The sequence below is a fragment of the Streptomyces sp. HUAS MG56 genome, assembly GCF_058673395.1.
Genome location: NZ_CM178722.1, coordinates 3,171,515 through 3,192,012 on the forward strand (window position 1 = coordinate 3,171,515; position 20,498 = coordinate 3,192,012).

Consider the following 20,498-nt stretch of genomic DNA (forward strand, 5'->3'; position numbering starts at 1 on the left):
GTCACGCCGCCAGTGACCCCGGGATCACCGCCCTGGGCCCGAACTTCGCGCGTGCGCGGTCCGCGACCTCCTCGATGCGGCGGACCTTTTCGTCCACGGGGTCGAAGGTGAGCTGGTAGGAGGCCTGGTCGGCGCAGGTCAGGCCCTCGGCGCGCAGGGCGATCGCGCGGACCCGGGCGCGCTGGAGGCCGAGCGCCTCGTACATGCCACAGGCCGTCCGCGTCAGGGCCGCCGAGTGCGCGGTGGGCTCCTTCAGGGTGCGGCTGCGGGCGGTCGAGGACCGGTCGGCGTAGCGCACGGTGAGCGTCAGGGTGCGGCAGACCTTCTCCAGCGCGCGCAGCCGGGCACCCAGTTCCCCGGCGGCCGACAGCAGCGCCCTGTGATGCCGGTCGGGGTCCACCTCATCGCGTTCGAAGGGCCGTTCGGCGACGAGCGACCGCGAGACGCCGTTCGGTACGACGCGCCCGCGATCGACGCCGTTCGCCTTCTCCCGCAGCTCCCGGCCCGCCCGCGCGCCGATCAGCCGCTGGAGCGTGGACAGCGGGGCGGCGGCGACCAGTCCCAGGGTGTCCAGGCCGTACTCGCACAGGGTGCGGGCGGTCGCCGCGCCGACGCCGGGCAGCGCGGACACCGGCAGCCCGGCGAGGAAGTCCGCGACGGCGTCCGGGTCCTCCGGCACGGCACACGTCACCCCGGGCCGGGCGCCGCGCAGCGCCACGCGGGCCAGCATCGGCCCCGGCCCCGCGCCGATCGCGCAGTCGACGCCGTACCGCGCGAGGGCCCGCACCCGGATCACCGAGGCCAGTTCCACGGCGCCGCGCCCGAAGTACCGCTGGGCACCGCGCAGATCGGCCAGCGCCCCGTCCGGGGGCAGCGCCTCGACGACGGGGGTGAAGTCCTCCAGCAGTCCGAGCAGCCCCGGCAGGGCCGCCTCGTACATCGGCGGCAGCTGGAAACGTACGCAGAGGATGGTCATCCCGCACTCCCCGGACTCTGGTGCCACAACTTCCGTATCGCCGCGGGCCCTTGCGCGGCCTCCTGCCCGGCGGGGCGCAGGTCGGCCCACGGATGCATCTCGTATCCGGTGGGCAGATGGATCCGCCGCCCGCCCGTGCCGTCGCCGTCCCCGTCGCCGGCTCCGTCACCGCCCCCGGTCACCGGCTCCGCGAGCCGCGCGGCCACCACGTCCAGCCCGCCCTCGGCACGCAGTTCGACCAGTTCGGCGAGGTTCCAGGCGGCGGAACCCACCACGCTCAGACTGCGCGGCCCGCGCCGCTGCACCACGCCCCGGACCAGCAGCAGCCACGAATGGAAGACGGTGTGGGCGCAGGCGTCGTGCGAGTCGTCGAAGAACGCGAGATCGACCAGCCCCGTGCCGTCGTCCAGCGTGGAGAAGATGACCCGTTTGCCGGACCGGATCGGCGGGGTCTGGGTGGCCGCCTTGGCGCCCGCGACCAGCACGGCCTCCCCGTGCCGCGCCGCACGCAGCCGGCGTGCGGAGACCACGCCCAGCTCCCCGAGGAACTCCCGGTGGTCGTCCATGAGATTCCGCGAGGCGTCCATGGACAGCACCCCGAGCTCGGCGCTGAGCCGCTCGGCATCCGACAGATCCGGCAGTCCGGCCGGGGCGGTCCCGCGCCCACCGGCCAGGGGCAGTTGACCACCGCCACCGCTTCGCGCCCCCCGCTGCAGCTCGGTCAAGTGCAGTTGCAGATCACGCCGGTTGGCGCCGAACGCGTCCAGCGCCCCGACCTGGGCGAGCCGCCCGGCCAGCGGCCGGCTGGGCCGCCCCCGCTCCCAGAAGTCCACCAGGGAGGCATACGGCTGCCCGTCCTCGATCCTCTTCGCCTCCGCCTCGCTGATCCCGTGCACATCGCACAGGGCGAGCCGCACCCCCCACACCCCCGATTCAGACACCAGTTCGATCCGATGAGCGACCCCGGACACGTTCACGTCCAACGGCAGGATCGGCACCCCCCGCCGCCGCGCGTCGGCCAGCAGCAGCCGCTTCGGGTACATCCCCGGGTCGTGCGTGAGCAGCCCGGCATAGAAGGCCGCCGGGTGATGGGCCTTCAGCCAGGCCGACTGATACGTCGGCACGGCAAAAGCCACGGCATGCGCCTTGCAGAAGCCGTACGACCCGAAGGCCGCCACGATCTCCCAGGTCCGCCGGATCGTCTCCAGGTCGTACCCGTTCGCCGCCGCACGCTGCGCGAACCACACCCGGATCCGCCCCTGCGACTCCGGGTCGGACAGCCCCCGCCGCACCCGGTCGGCCTCGCCCCGCCCGCACCCGGTCAGGATGGCGACGATGTCGATGATCTGCTCGTGGAAGACGACGACGCCGTACGTCCCCCGCAACGGTTCTTCCAGATCCGGATGCGGATACCGCACGGGCGCCCGCCCGTGCCGTGCCTCGATGAACGGCCGCACCATGTCGGCGGCGACGGGCCCGGGCCGGAACAGCGAGATGTCGACGACCAGGTCATGGAAGGTGCTCGGCTGCAGCCGCCCCACCAGATCGCGCTGCCCCGGCGACTCGATCTGGAAGCACCCCAGCGTCTCGGCGGACCGGATCAGCTCGTACGTCGCCGCGTCCCCCGCCGGCACCGCGTCCAGGTCGACCCGCTGCCCGGTGGCCCGCTCCACCTCGGCCAGGGCGTGCGCCATGGCCGACTGCATCCGCACCCCCAGCACATCGAGCTTGAGCAGCCCGAGATCCTCCACGTCCTCCTTGTCGAACTGCGACATCGGCAGTCCCTCGCCACTGGTCGGCACCACCGGCGTACGGGCGCGCAGCGAGGCGTCGGACAGCAGCACCCCGCACGGATGCATGGCGACCCCGCGCGGCAGGGCGTCGAGCGCCTCGACCAGCTCCCACAACCGCCCGAACCGCTCCTTCTCGCCCGCCAGTTGCCGCAGTTCGGGCAGCTCCTCCAGGGCGGCCCGCGCGTCCCGGGCCCGAATGTGCGGAAAGGACTTGGCGACCCGGTCGATCTCCTCCGGGTCCATCGACAGGGCGGCACCCACGTCCCGGACGGCATGCCGGACCCGGTAGGTCTCCGGCATCGCGACCGTCGCGACCCGCTCCTCGCCGAAACGCCCGATGATCGCACGGTACACCTCGATCCGGCGCGCCGACTCCACGTCGATGTCGATGTCGGGCAGCACGACGCGCTCCTTCGACAGGAAGCGCTCCATCAGCAGCCCGTGCTCGACCGGGTCGGCGTTCGCGATGCCCAGGAGGTGATTCACCAACGACCCCGCGCCGGAGCCACGGGCGGCGACCCGGATGCCCATCTCCCGTACGTCGTCCACGACTTGGGCGACCGTCAGGAAATAGGAAGCGAAACCATGGTGGTCGATGATGTCCAGCTCGTCGTGCATCCGCTCCCAGTACGCACGCCGCCCGCCGTACCCGAGCCGCAGCATCCCCGCCGCCGCCCGCGAGGCGAGGGCCCGCCGGGCGGTCCGCCGCCCGGCACCCACGAGGTGGGCCTCGGGGAAGTGGACCGTACCGATCCCGAGGTCGTCCTCGGGGTCGACCAGGCACTCGGCGGCCGTCGTCCGGGTCTGCTCCAGCAGCCGGTGGGCGAGGTCGCGCCGGTAGCCCGCGGCCTCCACGATCCGCTCGGCCGCCCGCAGCATGTCCCCCGCCCCCTTGAGCCAGGCCTCCCCGGAGTCCAGCTCCTTCGTCGGGTCGATCGGCACCAGCCGCCGGGCGGCGTCCAGCACGTCGGCGACCGGGCCCTGGCCGGGGTCGGCGTACCGGACCGCGTTGGTCAGCACCGGCCGCACCCCCTGCTCGGCGGCGAAGCCGACGGTACGGGCGGCGAGCCGCAGCGAGCCGGTCCCCGTCCCCGTACGCCCGTGCCAGACGGCCTCCAGCCGCAGCGCGTCCCCGTAGACCTCACGCCAGGCGGCGAGCAGCCCGGCCGCACGGTCCGGCCGCCCCGCGGCCAGCGCGCGCCCCACGTCGGAGCCGGGCCCGAGCAGCACGGTCAGCCCGTCGCCGTGGTTGTCGGGCCAGGTCAGCCGAGGGGTGTCCGCGCTCTTGTGCGCGGCCGTGACAAGCCGGCACAGGTCGGCCCACCCCTGGGCGCCGGCCCGGGCGAGATAGGTGATCCGGGGAATCGACTCATCGACAAAGGCGCCACCACGGACCGGGACACGGCGCCGCTCGCCTCGCGGCGCCCGCGCCGGAGCCACCGCGAGGTTCACCCCGAAAACCGGCCGCACGCCCGCCCCCGCGCAGGCCTTGGCGAAGCGCACGGCCCCCGCGACGGTGTCCCGGTCCGTCAGTGCGAGCACGTCCATGCCCCGCTCCGAGGCACGCTCGGCCAGCCGCTCCGGATGGGAGGCCCCGTACCTCAGGGAGAACCCGGAGACGGTGTGCAGATGCGCGAAGCCCGGCACACGCACCTCCCGCACTCGAACATCAGTTCCCTACTTCCACCCCCACCATACCTCCATTCTCGAACGTGTGTACGACATCCGTTCGATCGCCTCCCACCTGCACAAACGCCCGCCCGCCAGGACCGCGGGGCATGCCGGAGCCCCGCCACCCACCACCCGGGGGACGGGGCTCCGCGAGAAGTACGAATCAGCCGATCTGCGCCCCGGTGGCCGACAGGGCCGCCGTGACCGGCTGGAAGAACGTCTCACCACCGGAGGTGCAGTCGCCGCTGCCCCCCGAGGTCAGCCCGATGGCGTTGCTCCCGGAGAACAGCGACCCGCCGCTGTCACCGGGCTCGGCGCACACATCGGTCTGGATGAGCCCGCTGACGGTCCCCTCCTGGTAGTTCACGGTGGCGTTCAGCCCGGTGACCGTCCCGTCGTGCACATGGGTGGTGGACCCGCTGCGGGTGACCTTCATCCCCACCGTCGCCTCGGCGGCCCCGGTGATCTTCTGGGTGGACCCGTCGTACAGGTCGACCTCGCTCGGGTGCGCGACGTCCGCCGTGTACTTGACGAGCCCGAAGTCGGTGCCCGGGAAGTGCGACTCGGCGTTCTGCCCGATCTCCTTGCCGCCGGCGTCCGACCAGGCGGAGATGTCCGCCGTGCAGTGCCCGGCGGTCAGGAAGTACGGCTGCCCGCCCTTGACCACGTTGAACCCGAGCGAGCAGCGCCCGCCCGACCCGCTGATCGCGTCACCGCCGGCGATGAAGGGTTTGAACTCCCCCTTCGACCGCTTCAGTTCGGCCTTTGCGCCGAGCCCGTCGACCACCTTGCCCAGCTTGGCCCACTGCGCCCCGGACACCGTCTTGTCCGCGGTGACGACGACCTTGTTGCTGACCGGGTCCGTCGCCCAGGACGTACCGGCGATGGTCGCGTCCTTCTTCAGCGTGGTCCGCGCGCCGTCGAGTGCGGCGAGCGAGTTGCCGACGAGTCTCGCCCTGGCGCCCGCCGCCTCGACCGTCCGGGCGGCCCCCTGGTCGAGCACGTTGACGACGAGGCTCTTCGCCCGGGCGTCGTAGTAACTCCCGGCGGCATCGGAGCCCAGATGGCTCAGCAGCGTGGAGGCGAGATTTCCAGCCGCGGGAGCGGAGAGAACTCGCGCCTCCGGAGCGGACTTCACCGGTTCGCTGGCGTTCGCATTCTGCAAGGTGACACCCGCGGCGACCAGCGCAGCGATTCCCGCGCCGGCCACGGCGGCCCGCCGCCCGGATATGCGTCGGTGCTTCAACTCACGTCCTCCTGTGGGGGGACGGCCCGCGGGCTGTGGGGACCTGGACGGGCCGGAAGGCTGGTTGACGAGCGCCCACTCTTCCGAACGGCACAGGGAGCACACAAGGTTGACTTCAGGACGCGCACGGAGAAGCCCCGCGCACCCCACCGCTTCGACCGTCCACCGTCACGCCAGGAGGTTCGCACTGCAAACACTACGAGCGAGTAGCACTGCTCGGAGCGTGATGGCCGAAACAGAGCCCCCGCAGGCGGGACGCCCGCGGGGGCTCTGGAGACCGAAGCCGAAGCCGGAACCGGAACCAGGGACGCTACGGCAGCGTGACCCCGTAGTAGCTCAACGCCTCGGTCACCGGCTGGAAGAACGTCGTACCGCCGGAGGTGCAGTCACCACTGCCACCGGACGTCAGCCCGTACGCCACGGACCCGCCGTACAGCGGACCGCCGCTGTCGCCGCCCTCGGCGCAGACGGTGGTCTGGATGAGCCCGGAGACGATGTCCCCGCTGCCGTAGTTGACGGTGGCGTTCAGCGCGGTGACCCGCCCGCTGTGCGTACCGGTGGTGGAACCCCGGCGGTAGACGGTCGTGCCCACGGACGGCGTGGCCGCGCTCGTGATGGACTGGCTGCCCACCGAACTGGGGTGCGCGACGGCCGAGTTGGTGTAGCGGACCAGCGCGAAGTCATTGCCCGGGAAGCTGTAGCCGACATTGGTGCCGAGCACCGTGCTGTGGCTGGAGTTGCTGTACCAGGTGGAGGCGACCTGGCCGCAGTGGCCGGCCGTGAGGAAGTAGTACGTGCTGCCGCTGTGCACGTTGAACCCGAGCGAGCAGCGGTAGGCACCACCGTAGATGGCGTCGCCACCGGTGATCAGCTTGTTGAACTTGCCCGGGGTGTGCTTGATGGTGAGCGCGTCCGACTCGGCACCGGCCTGCCGCTTGATCCTGGCGATCTCGGCCTGGGACACGGTGCTGTCGACGGTGACCACGACATGTCCGGTCCTGCTGTCGACCGCCCAGGCCGTACCGGCTACGTCGGCCTGGCGGACGGAGTCGCTCGCCCTGGTGAGCTGGGTCGCGCTGAACGTGTGGACGTCGCTGGCGTTCGCGGTGGGGGCGGCGAACGCCGCTGCGGCCAGGAAACCGGTCGCCACGGCGATCAGCCGGGTCCGTCTCGCCGTACCGCTGCGGGGAGTGGTGCGCTTGATCCTCACTTTTCGTTCCCTCCAAGGGAAGTCGGGGGCCCGCGTGGGGTCGGGGCCCGTGAGGCGCAGCCAGGGACAGGCCCGGGATTCCGAACACACATGCCCCCGACAAGCGCTGAGGGGGAGTATTCGGCCGAACGACCGGTCGCCACAAGGGCGCCTTTCAGCCGTAGAAATTTAAACCGCTTTTACACGGCGCTCCGCCCCTCCGGTGCGCCGTCCGGCGTTCCCCCGGTCATGACGTACTGCCGAGCGGACCGGGCGAGCCCGAGGTGGTCGCGCAGCGTGCTGCCCGGATAGAAGGTGCGGAACAGGCCGCGGTGCTGGAGCAGCCCCACCGTGCCGTTGACGAGCCGCTCCAGGTCACGGCGCGGCTCGACGGGCACGAGGTGGAAGCCGTCGGCGGCACCGTCGGCGTGCCAGCCGGCGACCAGTTCCGCGAGGTCGACCGGTCCGCCCCGGTACAGCGGGCCGCGCACGGTCGGCCGGGGGCCTCCGCCGCCGGATCCGGGCTCGGCGGCGTACTCCCCGTCGCCGAGGTCGATCAGCAGGCTCACCAGCACCCGCAGCGCGTCCGGCGCGCGCCCCGACTCGGCGGCCAGCTCCCGCAGTTCGGCACGGACGACGGCGGCCTCCTGCGGACGGGAGACCCGCACCAGGGCCACGTCCGCGCACCGGGCGGCGACGGCGCGGCCGTGCCGCTCGGTGGCGTCGACCACCCGCACGCAACACCCCCGCAACGACTCCCCTTCCTCCGCCTCCCCCTGCTTCCCGGACACATCGCCCCTCCAGCCGGCCCGCCCGCCGCTGACCCAGTCCAGCGTCACCACGGCGTCCCGCACCCGGACGGGCTCGGCGCGGGCGGCGGGAACCGTCGGGACCAGGCCGATCCGGCGGGTCGCGGGCGCCACCCGGCACAGCACGTCCAGCGCGTCGGGCCCGGGCCGGCCGAGGGGGTCGTCCAGCGTCACGAAGTCCAGCCCGCCCCGCTCGGCGAGCAGGGCCAGTTCGAGGTAGGCCCCGGCGTCGAAGGAGCCCGGCAGATCGATGCCGGCGGCGAGGTGCAGCAGCCCCGGCCGGTACCGGCCCGCGGCCATGACACTCATGAAGGGTTCCCTTACTGGTCGTTGACGGTCGCTAGCGGGTCGGGGCAGCCGGCTCAGGCGGCGGCCCGCCCGGCCAGGCTCCGCAGCATTCCCAGCGCCGCCCGGACGGTGGCGTCGTTCTGCCGGAACGCGGGCCCGCCGGTGCGCGGCCGGGTGAAGGCGCCGGAGGTACGGGCGTCGGTGTACGGGCCGAGCGCGAAGCGCCGGGGATGCGGGCGCCCGGCCGTGTCGAGGACGCGGCCGTCCCCGCGGTCGACCCGGAGCAGTCCCTCGGGGTTCTCGGCGGCGCCGTCGGCGTGCAGTTCGCGCAGCAGACTGTCGCGGGCCCGTCCGACGGTGGGGTCGGGCAGCCGGGCCTCGACCAGCGCCCGCGCCTCGACGGAGAAGCCCGGCACGGTGGGACTGGCGGCCCGGAACACCCCGTCCTCGGCCCGCACGGTCATGTCGGCGCCGACGAAGCGGAGCAGTCCCGCCCGGGACAGCGCGAGCATCTGCCGCAGCCGGGGTCCGGGCGGGCCGGACGCCAGATAGCTGAAGAACCCGTGCCACCAGGACCCGGTGCTCCCGAGCCGCACCATCTGTCCGTAGACGGACAGCAGACCGAGAAACACCCCCAAGTCCGCGCTGTGCGAGGGATCATGACGTCGTATCAGGTCATTCTCCACGTACCCGCGCAGCCCCTCCTGGTACGCCTCGTGCGACGCGTACCGCACTCCCTCCAGCGGACGGTCGAGCGCGCCGAGGTCGAGCCGGTCGGCCGGGTCCGGTACGGCGGCGGCGACCAGCGCCCGCATCTCGGCGGGGCCCGCGGCGGCCGCGTACTTCTCCTCGAAGTCGGCCCAGGCCATCGCCGTACGTCCGGCGTGGGCGGTGAACAGCCGGTGGTAGTGGGCGAAGCCCAGCTCCTTCTCCACGAGCGGCCACACGTCGCGCCGGAAGTCGAGGCCGGCCGGCCGGGCGAGCAGTTCCTCGACCTCGGCGGGGCCGAAGAAGCGGGGCAGCGGGGGCCGGTCGCCGGTCCACTCGTAGCCGATCTTCGAGTGGTACGGCACTCCGCGCCGCGAACCGACGTACAGCACCGGCTCCTGTCCCGAGGGGAGATAGGTGTCGCCCTCGTACCGGCCGCCGCGGCCCTCGGTGAGCAGGACCATCAGGTCGACGAAGGCGAGACCGAAGCCGCGCACGAGCACGGGCTCGCCGGGGCGCAGCGGGGACAGGTCCGTGTCGGCGGTGAAGTCGGGCGGCAGGTGCACCAGGCCGTGCTCGCGGGCGTGCGCCGCCAACGCGGCCTGCTCGTCGTCGAGTTCGGCGTCGAGGTGGCCGAGGGTGAGGATCACCAGGTCGGCGAGGAGGGGGCGGGACCGGCCCGCCAGCCACACCTGCTGGCGCCCGTCGCGCGGGCCGCTGACCCGCAGGGCGCGCCGGGGGTGGTGGTGGACGGTGATGCCCTCGGGCAGTTCGGCCAGCGCGCGCTCGTACACGTGGCGCAGATAGCGGCCCTGGAGCTGCCGGTCGGCGAAGGTGCCGCCGTCGAGTCCGGCCCATTCGTGCAGGGTGGGGCCCTCGCGCACCGGGCCGTCCATGGCCACGGTGTCGTCGGTGAACATGGTGACGTCCTCGGCGTGCGAGTTCATCCACAGCAGCGGCGACTGCGCCTGGCGCCAGATGCGGCCGCCGCCCGGCGGGTGGGGGTCGACCAGATGGATGTCCAGGCCCGTGTCGGCGTACAGCTCGGGGGCGTTGGCCGCGATGCGCTCCAGGAGGCCGGTCCCGCGCGGGCCGGCTCCCACGATCACCAGCTGCGGCCTCATCGGGCACGCTCCGCGCCGAGTTCGTCGTGCTGGACGGTGGCGAGGATGTCGAATGGCATGCGAAGGCTCCGTGACGCGAAGAGTCAGGTCGGTGCCTTCACACGGCCGAGCCCCTCAGCAGGGCCGTCCGTCGAGAGTACGTGGGCGTTTCCACACTCTGTCAAGGCTGTCCGTACTGTGAGCCGTACGTCTCACGTCAGTTGACGCGGAACCGGATGCCTGTTCCACTTGCCCCATGCATCCACAGCAGTGGCTGGTCACCCGCTCCCACATCGACTTCGGTCGCGTGTGGTCCTGTTCCTGTTGAGCTGACCCCCTGCGCGCGCCCGCCGCGAACGGGCGTACTCGCGTCCTCTCTTCTCTCCGCACTCTCTCCACGCCTTCACGCACCCCCTCCCCTCGCGCCTCTCGCTGCTAGCACCCGTCACAGGGGCAGCAGCAGTCGCATCCGTCGCAGCAGCCGTCACACCCGTCGCATCCGTCGCACGGGCAGTCGCAGTCACAGTCCGAACAGCACCCCTCCCGCTTCTTCCGCGACCAGGGACCCTCGTACTCGTCCGCGCAGCACATCTGGCAGGTGCAGCACACCAGGAGAAACGCCCCGCAGCCGGGCAGGAACCCCCGCGGCGCCTTGGGCTGGTGCGGATGCGGGCGAGGGGGCTGTCGCGGGTCATGCGGGCCGAACGCCCGGTCCACCGACCGCCGCAACTCGTGCACGAGCAGCAGATGCACCAGCTCGCCGTCGGCGAACTCGGCGTCGCGCAGGGCGAGCCGGATGCCGTGCAGGGCGTCGTCGGCGAGCCGGCGGGCCTCCGCACGGGACGTGCCCGTGGCGGTGAGCGGGTTCCAGGCGCCCGACAGGGCGTCGGATTCCTGGTCCTCCACGGCGTCCAGCAGATGCGCGAGCCGGCCGAAGAGGCGCCCGGCCTCCGCCAGGGGCCGCGCGTTGTCCGGGCGGCCGGCCAGCACCGCGGTGTGCGCGAAGGCCGCCGCCGTCGCGGTCTCGGTCGGCTCAGTGACCGTCAGGATCGGAGTGCCGTACCCGGCGAGGGTCTCCAGGCCGAGCTGCCGGTCGACGGCCTCGACGAGGACGCCGGTGTCGAAGCCGACGGCACCGCCGCCGCGCGCACCGGCCCGGCCCCAGCCCGCGGCGACCCGGCGGGCCGCGGCGGCCACCGGTCTGCGGGCCAGCAGCCCGTCCCGGTCGGCGACATGGTCGCGGACCTTCGCCGCGGCGAGCACCAGCGAGACGGCCGCGGCGAGCCGCGCGCCCTCGCCCCGGGCGACGGACGCGGTCCGCATCCCGCGCAGCGCGCACGGTCCGGCCGTGCGCCGGGAACCCTCGGCCGGACCGGCCTGAGCATCCGTCAGAACCGATATGAGCAGCCCGTCGTAGTTCGTCACGATGCGCGCGAACTGGCCGTGGTCGCGGCGCAGCGCGAGGCACAGCCCGCACAAGTGCGCCATCCACTCGGCTTTGAGGCGTTCACCGAGCCGGTGCGAGCACGGTCTGACGATTCCGAACACTGCCGATCCCCCGTTTTGTGGTGCGGCGTTGGTGTTCACCCGTACGCAGTGACGCTCACCCATCCGCCGCCGACGATCATATTTCACTCACAGTCAGCAGCCATATGTGGCTGGAGCCTTGGGGCACAAGGGCTCTCGACGGATCGGCTGTGCACCAGTACCGTCACAAACCCCCCGCGCGGCGTCTATCCACTTGGCGCACCGTCCGCATCATGGATGACCATAGGGGTGCGGAAAGCGAGAAAGCCTGCTGTGAGAGGAGGCGTCCATGGGATCGGTACGCAAGGCGAGTGCGTGGCTCGGCCTCGTCGACGACAACGATGACGAGCGTTACTACGACGACGAGTACTCCGAGGGCACCGAGTCCGGGGACGCCTGGGTCACGGACCCCCGGGTGAAGGTGGCCACGGACACGGCCGAAGAGAAGGGCCACCGGATCGGCACGGTCACCCCGGACAGCTTCCGGGACGCCCGGGCGATCGGCGAGCTGTTCCGGGAGGGCGTCCCGGTCATCATGAACCTCACGGCGATGGAGCCGGCCGACGCCAAGCGCGTGGTGGACTTCGCGGCGGGGCTGACCTTCGGTCTGCACGGCACGATCGAGCGGGTGGCGACGCGGGTGTTCCTGTTGACGCCGTCGAACACGGAGATCATCAGCGGTGAGCCGGCGGCACGCCGCGAGGACGGGTTCTTCAACCAGAGCTGAGGCAGGGCCGCTCACCGGCCCTGCCTCCCGAGCCCCGCCTCCGGCAGGGGCTCACCGGACGGCGGGCTCACCGAAAGGCGTCGAGCCCGGTGAGCGCCTTGCCCAGCACGAGCTGGTGCATCTCCACGGTTCCCTCGTAGGTGAGCACCGACTCCAGGTTGGTCGCGTGCCGCATCACGGGGTATTCGAGGGAGATCCCGTTGGCACCGAGGATCGTCCGCGCCGTACGGCAGATCTCGATGGCCTCGCGGACGTTGTTGAGCTTGCCGAAGCTGACCTGCTCGGGACGCAGGCGGCCGGCGTCCATCCGCCGCCCCAGATGGTGGGCGAGCAGGATTCCCTTGTGCAGTTCGACCGCCATGTCGGCGAGTTTGGCCTGGGTGAGCTGGAAGCCGCCGATGGGCCGCCCGAACTGCTCGCGCGACTTCGCGTAGTCGACGGCCGCCTCGAAGCTGCTGCGCGCCGCGCCCATCGCACCCCAGACGATGCCGTAGCGCGCGTGGGACAGACAGCTGAGCGGGCCGCGCAGTCCGGTGACCTCCGGGAGTACGGCGTCGGCGGGCAGCCGTACGTCGTCCAGGACGAGTTCGCTGGTGACCGAGGCGCGCAGGGACCACTTGTGCTTGATCTCGGGGGCCGAGAAGCCGGGGGTGTCGGTCGGGACGACGAAGCCGCGGATGCCGTTCTCGGTCTGCGCCCAGACGACGGCCACCCCGGCGACCGAGCCGTTGGTGATCCACATCTTGCGGCCGTTCAGCACCCAGTCTCCCCCGCCCTCACGCTTGGCGTGGGTGCGCATCGAGGCGGGGTCGGAGCCGTGGTCGGGTTCGGTGAGTCCGAAGCAGCCGATCACCTCGCCGGCCGCCATGCTGGGCAGCCACCGGAGCTTCTGCTCCTCGCTGCCGAACCGGTGGATCGCGTACATGGCGAGCGAGCCCTGCACGGAGACCAGGGAGCGGATGCCGGAGTCGGCCGCCTCCAGCTCCAGACAGGCCAGGCCGTACTGCACGGCCGTCGCGCCCGCACAGCCGTATCCGGTCAGGGACATGCCGAGGGCGCCGATCGTGCCGAGTTCGCGGGCGAGTTCCCTGATCCCGGGCAGTTCCCCGTTCTCGTACCACTCGGCGACGTACGGCAGCACGCGGTCCGCCGCCCAGGCCCGCACGGTGTCCCGCACGGCGAGGTCTTCGGGTTCCAGCAGGTCGTCGATCCCGAGCGGGTCGGCGGGATCGAAGGGGGGCAACTTCGAGGACGCGGACATGGGAAACCCTCCGGCACACAGAAAACTAGCGCTGCTAGTCACATTTTGCCGCAGACGTTACGGTGCGGTGTCCCGCACGTCCAGTACGTCGGGCAGGACGTCAGGCCGAGACCCGGGACTCGGCCACTTCCCTCGGCGCGGGCAGCTCCACCGTCGTCACGGCCTCGGCGGCGCAGTGCATGACCCGCGGCAGCCGCAGCGCCATCGCCGCGCCCAGCAGCAACAGCCCCGCGCTCACCAGCAGCGTCACATGCAGCCCGTGCACGAAGGAGTCCCGCGCGGCCTGCCGCAGCGCGGCCCCGGCGTCGCCGCCGAGCCGGTCGGCCAGGTCGTAGGCCTCGCCGAGCGAGTGCCCGGCCGCGCGCGAGGTGTGCCGCGGCACACCCGGCACCGACCGCAGCCCTGGCGCGTAGGCGGCGTTCATCACGCTGCCGAGCAGGGCGATGCCGATGCCGGCGCCGAGCTGGTACGACGTCTCGCCGACCGCCGCCGCGCCGCCGGCCTGGTCCGCCGGGGCCTCGCTGAGCATCGACTCGTACGCCCCGAAGAGCGTGGTCTCCAGGCCGAAGCCGAGCAGCACGAACCCGGACAGCAGCAGCGGCGCGTTGTCGTCGGCGCCCATCGCCGTGAGCGTGAGGACGGCGGCGGCGGTCAGCAGGAAGCCGACGCAGACCATGCGGCGCGGCCCGAAGCGGCGCAGCAGCCGCGCGCCCGCCAGGCCCGCCGCCATCGCCGCGACGGTGAGCGGCAGCAGCCGCAGGCCGGTCTGCAGCGGCGACAGCCCGAGGACCAGTTGCAGATACTGCGCGGCGATCAGCTCCAGGCCGACCAGCGCGAGCATCGCCAGCACGATGCAGCCCACCGAGGTGCTGAACGCGGGTCGGCGGAACATCCGCAGGTCCACCAGCGGATGGAGCCGCCGCCGCTGGCGCCGTACGAAGAGGACGAGGAGCGCCGCGCCGATCAGCAGCGGCAGCACGGTGAAGGGGCTCGCCGGGGCCTCTCCCCCGCCCAGCCGTTTCACCCCGAGGACGACACCGAACAGGCCGCCGGCCGCCATCAGGGCACCGCCGACGTCCCAGGGGCCGCTGCGGTCGCCGCGGGACTCGGGCAGCAGGATGCGGCCGACCGGCAGACTGACCAGCATCAGCGGGATGTTGACGAGGAAGACCGCGCCCCACCAGAAGTGCTCCAGCAGAAAGCCGCCGAGCAGCGGGCCGACCGCCGCGCCGACGGCGGCGACCGCGCTCCAGACGCCGATGGCGAGCGCGCGCTCGCGCCGGTCGGGGAAGACCTGGCGCAGGATCGACAGGGTCGCGGGCATGATCATGGCGCCGCCGACGCCGAGCAGCGCGCGGGCGAGGATCAGGGTCTCGGCGGTGGGCGCGAAGGCGGCCATGGCGGAGGCGACGCCGAAGAGGCCGTAGCCGAGGAGCAGGACGCGTCGGCGGCCGATCCGGTCGCCGAGCGTGCCGAAGAGGATCAGCAGCGAGGCGCAGACCAACGGATAGACGTCGACGATCCAGAGCAGTTCCACGGCGCCGGGCCTGAGGTCCTCGGTGACGGCGGGGACCGCCACGTGCAGCACGGTCGCGTCGAGGGCGACGAGCAGCAGGCTGACGCAGAGGACGACGAGCACGACCCAGCGGTTGGCACCGGCTCCGGCTGCCCGGCGGCGCGGCCGCACGGCAGCCGAGGTCGTACCGGACATGCGTGTACCTCCCAGCTGATCCCTCGCGTGCGGCGGACCGACGGGTGGGGACTCCCTGTCGCTGAACCGGAGAGGAGCGGTGTCTCCGGCCCGCTCGAACCCACGCGGGTGACTCGTCAGCGTACGCGAGTCCGTCTCGGGCACACGTGGCGGACCTCTCACACGCCCGACCGGACCCGTGTGGCGTATGCCACTTCACCCCCTCTTGACCGAAACAACCTCTATGCCCCGGGGGCGGGACCGGTTCCGCGGTCGTCCGATAATCGAGCCCGTGACCGTTCTTGACATACGCGCGGGCGGCACCCGCGCCCCCCTCCTGCGCCGGGCCGTGCCCGCCCTGCTGGGCTATGCGGCGGTGCGCGCCCTGGGGCTGGTGGCGCTGGCGGTGTGGAGCGCCGCGCGCGGCAAGAGCGCGTACGGCCTCCTGACCGCGCGCTGGGACTCCCTCTGGTACACCCGCGTCGCCGAGCTGGGCTACGGCTACGAGGTGCGGCTGCCGAACGGCGACGTCCACTCCAACCTGGCCTTCTTCCCGCTGCTGCCCTGGCTGGAGCGGCTGCTGCACGCGCTCTCGCCGCTGTCGTACGCGGACGCGGGTTTCGCGGTGAGCCTGCTCGCCTCACTGGCCGCCGCGGCGGGGATCTTCGCGGTCGCGGAGCGGGTGTACGACGCCCGGGCGGGGGTCTGCGCGGTACTGCTGTGGGCGGTGTTGCCCGTGGGGATCGTGCAGTCCATGGCCTACAGCGAGTCGCTGTTCACGGCGCTGGCGGCCTGGTCGCTGTACGCGCTGCTCGCCGGGCGCTGGGTGAGCGCCGGGCTGCTCGCGTCGCTGGCGGGGATGACCCGGCCGGTCGGGGCGGCGGTGGTCGCGGCGGTGTGGGTCGTGGGGGTGCTGTCGTTCGTGCGGGACCGCCGTGAGCGCGCGGGAGAGCACGGCGGGCCGGGCCCGCAGGTCCCCGCCCGGCGCCGCGCCCTCGGCATGCTGCTGGCCCCGCTCGGCGCCGCCGGTTACGTCCTCTGGGTGGGGCACCGCACCGGCAAGGGCCCGCTCGGGTATCTGGACGTGCAGGCCGGCTGGCGCAACGGGTTCGACGGCGGCTACGCCTTCGCGTGTTTCGTGGCCGACAAGTTCACGTCATTTCCGTCCGCGCTCGCCGGTGTCGGCCTGATCGTCGGCGTCGCCCTGCTGCTGTGGCTCCACGTCGTCGGCGTCCGGCAGCGCCAGCCCGTCGCCCTGCTGGTGTACACGAGTGTCGTGCTCGCACTCGCCCTGTGCGCGTCGAGCTACTTCGGCTCCAAGCCCCGGCTGCTGCTGCCCGCGTTCCCGCTGCTGCTGCCGCTCGCCCGCGCCCTCGCCCGGCCGCGCACCGCCAAGTCCGCGCTGGTCACCGTGGGTTTGGCGGTCGTTTCGGCGATCTACGGGGCGTTCTGGCTGAACGGCTCCGGTCCACCATGATCGACTTCTTCGGGCGGTGACGCTCCGGAGAATTCCGCACCAGGACCCGGTTAACGCATTTATAAGCGCCATATAAACAACACCCGGAACGATCAAAGGAATTGAAGACGGCGATCTCACCGGATTCCGGAATCCCCGGAATTCGAGCCACGCTTGAGAGGTTTGCCACATCACATCGTCATCACAAAGCCGCAGTTTCGACGGGGTTCACACCTCACTCGCTGTAACGTCGATTGGGTGCGTACCGAACGAAACCTCACTCGGCGTCTGGACCGGGTGTTCGCCAGACTCGACCGTGAGCCGGAACGACCGGCCCACATCGATGTGCCGAGGATGAGCCGGCACCGGGTCGTGCTGTTCACGGCGACCCTGGCTTTCTACCTGGCGATCGTGTGGGCCGTGGTGATCACGTCCTGGCTGGTCCGGCTCGACTGGCAGGTCATGTTCTTCCGGCCGTACCAGCAGTGGCCGCAGATCCACGCCTTCCTCGACTACTACGTGGTGCTCGGCCAGCGCGGCCCCACCGCCGTGATGGTCGCGGCCTGGCTCGGCTGGCGCTCCTGGCGGCAGCACACCCTGCGCCCGCTGCTGACCCTGGCCACCTCGCTGCTGCTGCTGAACATCACGGTCGGCGCCGCCAAGTACGGGATGGGGCGCCTCGGTCCGCACTACGCGACCGTGATCGGCTCGAACGAGATGATGAGGGGCGGCGATATATTTCCCAGCGGCCACACCGCCAACGCGGTCGTGACATGGGGAATCCTGGCGTATCTGGCCTCCACTCCACGGGCGCGCCGCTGGCTGTCGGCACTGTCCGCGATCACCTCGCTCGGCGTCGGCATGACCACCGTCTACCTCGGTACGCACTGGCTGAGCGATGTGCTGCTGGGCTGGGCCGCGGGCCTGCTGATCCTGCTCGCGCTACCGTGGTTCGAGCCGCCGATCGCGCGCACCGAGGACTGGCTGTTCGACCTGCGCGACCGCTGGCGGGCCCGCCGCGGCCGCCCGGTGGCCGAACCGGCCGTCCCGGTCACCCCGGTGGTGCTCAAGCCGCGCAGCGCCCCGCGGTCCGAGCAGCCGTCGCCGGCCCGCGAGCCGGTCGCCTCGACCCGTGCCTCCCGGGGGCTCGCCCACCTGGCCCCGGGGCCGCACACGACCCGCTCGGAGCGCACTCCGGTCACCCCGGCGGGCAGTCGCCGCCCGCCGCACACCGACCACCGTGTCCCGCGCGGCACGACCCAGCCGGCCCGCCCCCTCACCGGCGGCTGACGGCCCGGTCCGGCGGCGGGTCCGGTACGCACACCCCCGCCGCCACGCACGAGAAAGGCCCCGCCTCCCTCATCGGGAGCGGGGCCTTTGCCGTACGTACGCGCCGTCGACGGGGCGGTCACCCCTTCCAGGCGCGGGCCACCCGGCCGTCGCGCACCTCGAAGTTCAGCCGCCCCACCCGGTACTCCATCGTGATGACCGCGCCCGGCGGCAGCGGCCGCACCGTCGCCCAGCCGCGCTGCCGAGCGAGCCGCTCGGCGTCGGCGGCGTCGAGGCCGACGTACCCGTCCGGACTGTCCTGGGGCTCCGCGGGCGGAGTGGGAATCGGTGCCATACCACCAAGCTAGCAAGGTAAGAGGAAGATCTGCCCCGGGTCACACTTCTGTCACAGCTTCCCGGGTCACACGTACGAGGGTTTCCGCCCGGCTCACCCGGTCAATCGAACAGAATTCACACCGTCCGCCGGACCGCTTCGAATTAGCCACGGAAAGGCCCGTGGTGGGGAACGGGAACGGTGCACGAACGGCATTCCCCGGGCAATCCCGTGCGATACCCGGGCAGCTGACGCCGCATAGGAATTTCACGGAACCAGCACACGCGGCGGGCCACGGCACGGATGCGGGACAGCCGCCGCCCTCGGTGGGCGGCGGCTGTCCCGCGCGGTGCTCGGCGCTCAGAGCGCCAGGCGCTGGCCGGGCACGATCAGGTTCGGGTCGTCGCCGATGACCTTCTTGTTGGCGGCGTAGATCCGCTGCCAGTCGGTCCCGTGCGCGACGGCGATCGCGCTCAGGGTGTCACCCTCGCGGACGAGGTAGTCGCGACCCTCCGGGGAGCCGCTGCGGCCCGTCTGGGCCGCCGGACGCTCCGCCGTCCGCGCCGGAGCGGACGGTGCCGGAGTGGACCTGGTCGGGGCGGACTTCGTCGTCACGCCCTTGGAGCCGGCCGAGCCGGAGGCCGAACCGGAGGCCGAACCGGAGGAACCGGTGCGGTCGGCCGCGGGGACCGCGCCGAAGGCGCCGGCGCGGGCCGAGCAGACCGGCCAGGCACCCCAGCCCTGGGCCTGCTGGACCTTGGCGGCGACGGCGATCTGCGCGCTCCTGGAGGCCTGGTCGGCCGTCGCGGCGTAGGCGGAGCCGCCGTACGCGCGCCAGGTCGAGGCGGAGAACTGGAGCCCGCCGTAGTAGCCGTTGCCGGTGTTGATGTGCCAGTTGCCGCCGCTCTCGCACTGGGCGATGCGGTCCCACACCCCGCTGTCCGCCGCCGCGGCGTTGCCGGTCGCGGCCAGCAGCCCCAGCGGGGCGAGCAGCGCGGCTCCGGCGAGCGCGGCCGTCGTACGGCCCTTGCGGGTGCCGTCGTGACGGGCGGCGTTGCGGGTGGTATCGGCACACTCGGACATGTAATTCCCTCTCCACGAACCCGGGGTCCCCCCGGCGGAGCACGTCTCGCCGCGCATGAACGCGGTTCCTCGTGTCCGCCCCGTCCGCCCCGGACCGGTACCGGCGGTGCTGCTGCCGGTGCCGGGCGGTGGACGTTCCCGAGCGGTGCTCGTTGCACACGGCGGAGGAATGTATGGAGGGTGACCTGCTGAAATCAACCAACTCCCTGTCCTTCCAGGCCAGTTGGCTGTTACCGCAGGTAGCGGCGAATTCAGGCCACCCACTACATCCCTGGATTTCCTGATTTTTCGACCAGTAACCGAAGTCAAACGTGATTCACTTCACCCGTTCAAGCTCCTTGACTGGGCGGGGAGTTGACGGTGAGTGGCCGATTCCGCACGTCTCGTGACCGTGTGCGGTGGTTGATGCGAACCGGTTCCTGCCGGGGCGTGACTCCCACCACAGGACGCCCGTTGTCTTCTTCATGAGCCCGGAACCCCGGGGCTCATCGGCCGGGAGCCACCCGGCCGACCCAGCACGCATCCCGAGGGAGCCCCCGTGCCGCGCATGCTCGACGTCAGTGACGAGGTACGCGCCGAGATCGGCGACGAAGAAGCCGACCGGCTGCTCGCCGACGAGAACACCCCGGGCAGTTACGACTGCACCTCCTGCCGCACCCCGGGCGACTCCGGACAGGAGCGCACCAGCACCGTTCTGTTCGTCGGGGACGAGACCGCCGTCCTCGCCTTCGCCCACGCCAGCTGCCTGCCCTCGCAGGTCGTCCAGGTCACCGAGGAGCAGCTCCAGGGCGCCGTCCGGTCCATCGGCGGGGTCGCCCCCGGCGCGGGCGAGCCGCCGAAGGCCGTGCCCGAGCAGGCGGTGCTCGGCGTGACCAGCGGACTCGTGCTGATCGAGGGCGAGTTGCACCCCGCGCTCGTCGTCGAGCCGACGACACCGATCGTGCGCCCGGGCACCACCGGGCCCGGCGACGACTTCCTCCCGCTGCTCATCGAGCAGGGGTTCACGCCGGTGACCGAGCTGACGTCCGTGCCGCCGGTGCTGCACGGCTGGTCGGTGCTGCTCGCCATGGGCCAGCTGCACGCGGTGCTCCAGCCCTCGGCCAACGGCGGGCAGCCGGTGGCCTGGTGGCAGGCGCACCAGCCGCTCCAGGTGACCGACAGCTGGCGGGCCGCGGCCAACAAGCACCAGCAGGTGCTCATGTTCGCGGCGCCGGTGGGGTCGATCGGGCGGCAGCCGCGGGAGGACCTGCTGCGGGAGTCCCTCGACAAGGCGGCGGCGGTGGGCAAGCTGGTCGCTGCCGCTCTGCCTCTCGCCGGTACGTGACGTTCTCCCCAGGGGGCAGCCCCGCGCACCTCGGGAGATCACAG

General features: G+C 72.3%; 15 protein-coding genes. 4 read left to right on the forward strand and 11 right to left on the reverse strand.

Annotated elements, in window-relative coordinates:
* Position 1: 1 nt before the first annotated feature.
* From AC4OXY_RS15115 to AC4OXY_RS15145, 7 genes are all read right to left on the reverse strand, one after another.
* Positions 2-976: a DNA polymerase Y family protein gene (locus AC4OXY_RS15115; RefSeq protein WP_362819317.1), complete on the reverse strand. Its 975-nt coding sequence runs from the start codon at positions 974-976 to the stop codon at positions 2-4.
* On the reverse strand, positions 973-4,416 hold the full coding sequence (locus AC4OXY_RS15120) for a DNA polymerase III subunit alpha (protein ID WP_491994604.1): 3,444 nt from the start codon (positions 4,414-4,416) through the stop codon (positions 973-975). Before AC4OXY_RS15120 ends, AC4OXY_RS15115 begins: the two co-directional genes overlap by 4 nt.
* 187 nt (positions 4,417-4,603) lie before the next feature.
* On the reverse strand, positions 4,604-5,686 hold the full coding sequence (locus tag AC4OXY_RS15125; RefSeq protein WP_376289092.1) for a S1 family peptidase: 1,083 nt from the start codon (positions 5,684-5,686) through the stop codon (positions 4,604-4,606).
* A 310-nt stretch (positions 5,687-5,996) separates the two neighbouring features.
* Entirely contained in the window at positions 5,997-6,896 is a 900-nt protein-coding gene (locus AC4OXY_RS15130) for a S1 family peptidase (protein WP_376289094.1), read from the reverse strand.
* Between the two features lie 179 nt (positions 6,897-7,075).
* Positions 7,076-7,993, reverse strand: coding sequence for an LLM class flavin-dependent oxidoreductase (locus tag AC4OXY_RS15135; RefSeq protein WP_491994059.1), 918 nt, complete (start codon positions 7,991-7,993; stop codon positions 7,076-7,078).
* Between the two features lie 53 nt (positions 7,994-8,046).
* A complete protein-coding gene (locus AC4OXY_RS15140; RefSeq protein WP_491994060.1) occupies positions 8,047-9,804 on the reverse strand; it encodes an FAD/NAD(P)-binding protein in 1,758 nt (585 codons plus the stop codon).
* Between the two features lie 414 nt (positions 9,805-10,218).
* Positions 10,219-11,331, reverse strand: coding sequence for a DUF5685 family protein (locus AC4OXY_RS15145; protein ID WP_356022586.1), 1,113 nt, complete (start codon positions 11,329-11,331; stop codon positions 10,219-10,221).
* A gap of 268 nt (positions 11,332-11,599) precedes the next feature.
* Here AC4OXY_RS15145 and AC4OXY_RS15150 point away from each other — a divergent pair, with 268 nt between their 5' ends.
* Positions 11,600-12,037 (forward strand): cell division protein SepF, encoded by a 438-nt coding sequence (locus AC4OXY_RS15150; RefSeq protein ID WP_356022589.1) that lies wholly within the window; start codon positions 11,600-11,602, stop codon positions 12,035-12,037.
* A gap of 67 nt (positions 12,038-12,104) precedes the next feature.
* Here AC4OXY_RS15150 and AC4OXY_RS15155 read toward each other — a convergent pair whose 3' ends face one another.
* Positions 12,105-13,298 (reverse strand): acyl-CoA dehydrogenase family protein, encoded by a 1,194-nt coding sequence (locus AC4OXY_RS15155; RefSeq protein ID WP_356022591.1) that lies wholly within the window; start codon positions 13,296-13,298, stop codon positions 12,105-12,107.
* A gap of 100 nt (positions 13,299-13,398) precedes the next feature.
* Positions 13,399-15,009 (reverse strand): MFS transporter, encoded by a 1,611-nt coding sequence (locus AC4OXY_RS15160; RefSeq protein WP_491994061.1) that lies wholly within the window; start codon positions 15,007-15,009, stop codon positions 13,399-13,401.
* A 271-nt stretch (positions 15,010-15,280) separates the two neighbouring features.
* On the opposite strand from AC4OXY_RS15160, the gene AC4OXY_RS15165 reads away from it, so the two are divergent.
* Together AC4OXY_RS15165 and AC4OXY_RS15170 are read left to right on the forward strand one after the other, a co-directional pair.
* Positions 15,281-16,465 (forward strand): mannosyltransferase family protein, encoded by a 1,185-nt coding sequence (locus AC4OXY_RS15165; protein ID WP_491994062.1) that lies wholly within the window; start codon positions 15,281-15,283, stop codon positions 16,463-16,465.
* Between the two features lie 237 nt (positions 16,466-16,702).
* Positions 16,703-17,734, forward strand: coding sequence for a phosphatase PAP2 family protein (locus AC4OXY_RS15170; protein ID WP_356022599.1), 1,032 nt, complete (start codon positions 16,703-16,705; stop codon positions 17,732-17,734).
* Between the two features lie 118 nt (positions 17,735-17,852).
* On the opposite strand, the gene AC4OXY_RS15175 is transcribed toward AC4OXY_RS15170, so the two are convergent.
* Together AC4OXY_RS15175 and AC4OXY_RS15180 are read right to left on the reverse strand one after the other, a co-directional pair.
* Positions 17,853-18,068, reverse strand: coding sequence for an I78 family peptidase inhibitor (locus tag AC4OXY_RS15175; RefSeq protein ID WP_491994063.1), 216 nt, complete (start codon positions 18,066-18,068; stop codon positions 17,853-17,855).
* Positions 18,069-18,407: 339 nt separating this feature from the next.
* Positions 18,408-19,130, reverse strand: a complete 723-nt coding sequence (locus tag AC4OXY_RS15180) for a transglycosylase family protein (protein WP_376289105.1) — start codon at positions 19,128-19,130, stop codon at positions 18,408-18,410.
* Between the two features lie 538 nt (positions 19,131-19,668).
* Between AC4OXY_RS15180 and AC4OXY_RS15185 the strand changes: the two genes are divergently transcribed.
* The gene (locus AC4OXY_RS15185; RefSeq protein ID WP_071375881.1) at positions 19,669-20,454 is read left to right on the forward strand and encodes a DUF8842 C-terminal domain-containing protein; all 786 of its coding nucleotides are present in this window, start codon (positions 19,669-19,671) and stop codon (positions 20,452-20,454) included.
* The last annotated feature ends 44 nt before the right edge of the window (positions 20,455-20,498 follow it).

Coding starts and splice junctions, on each gene's coding strand:
- AC4OXY_RS15115 (WP_362819317.1), bottom strand. CDS start 976: ATGACCATCCTCTGCGTACGTTTCCAGCTGCCGCCGATGTACGAGGCG.
- AC4OXY_RS15135 (WP_491994059.1), bottom strand. CDS start 7,993: ATGAGTGTCATGGCCGCGGGCCGGTACCGGCCGGGGCTGCTGCACCTC.
- AC4OXY_RS15140 (WP_491994060.1), bottom strand. CDS start 9,804: ATGAGGCCGCAGCTGGTGATCGTGGGAGCCGGCCCGCGCGGGACCGGC.
- AC4OXY_RS15150 (WP_356022589.1), top strand. CDS start 11,600: ATGGGATCGGTACGCAAGGCGAGTGCGTGGCTCGGCCTCGTCGACGAC.
- AC4OXY_RS15155 (WP_356022591.1), bottom strand. CDS start 13,298: ATGTCCGCGTCCTCGAAGTTGCCCCCCTTCGATCCCGCCGACCCGCTC.
- AC4OXY_RS15160 (WP_491994061.1), bottom strand. CDS start 15,009: ATGTCCGGTACGACCTCGGCTGCCGTGCGGCCGCGCCGCCGGGCAGCC.
- AC4OXY_RS15175 (WP_491994063.1), bottom strand. CDS start 18,068: ATGGCACCGATTCCCACTCCGCCCGCGGAGCCCCAGGACAGTCCGGAC.
- AC4OXY_RS15180 (WP_376289105.1), bottom strand. CDS start 19,130: ATGTCCGAGTGTGCCGATACCACCCGCAACGCCGCCCGTCACGACGGC.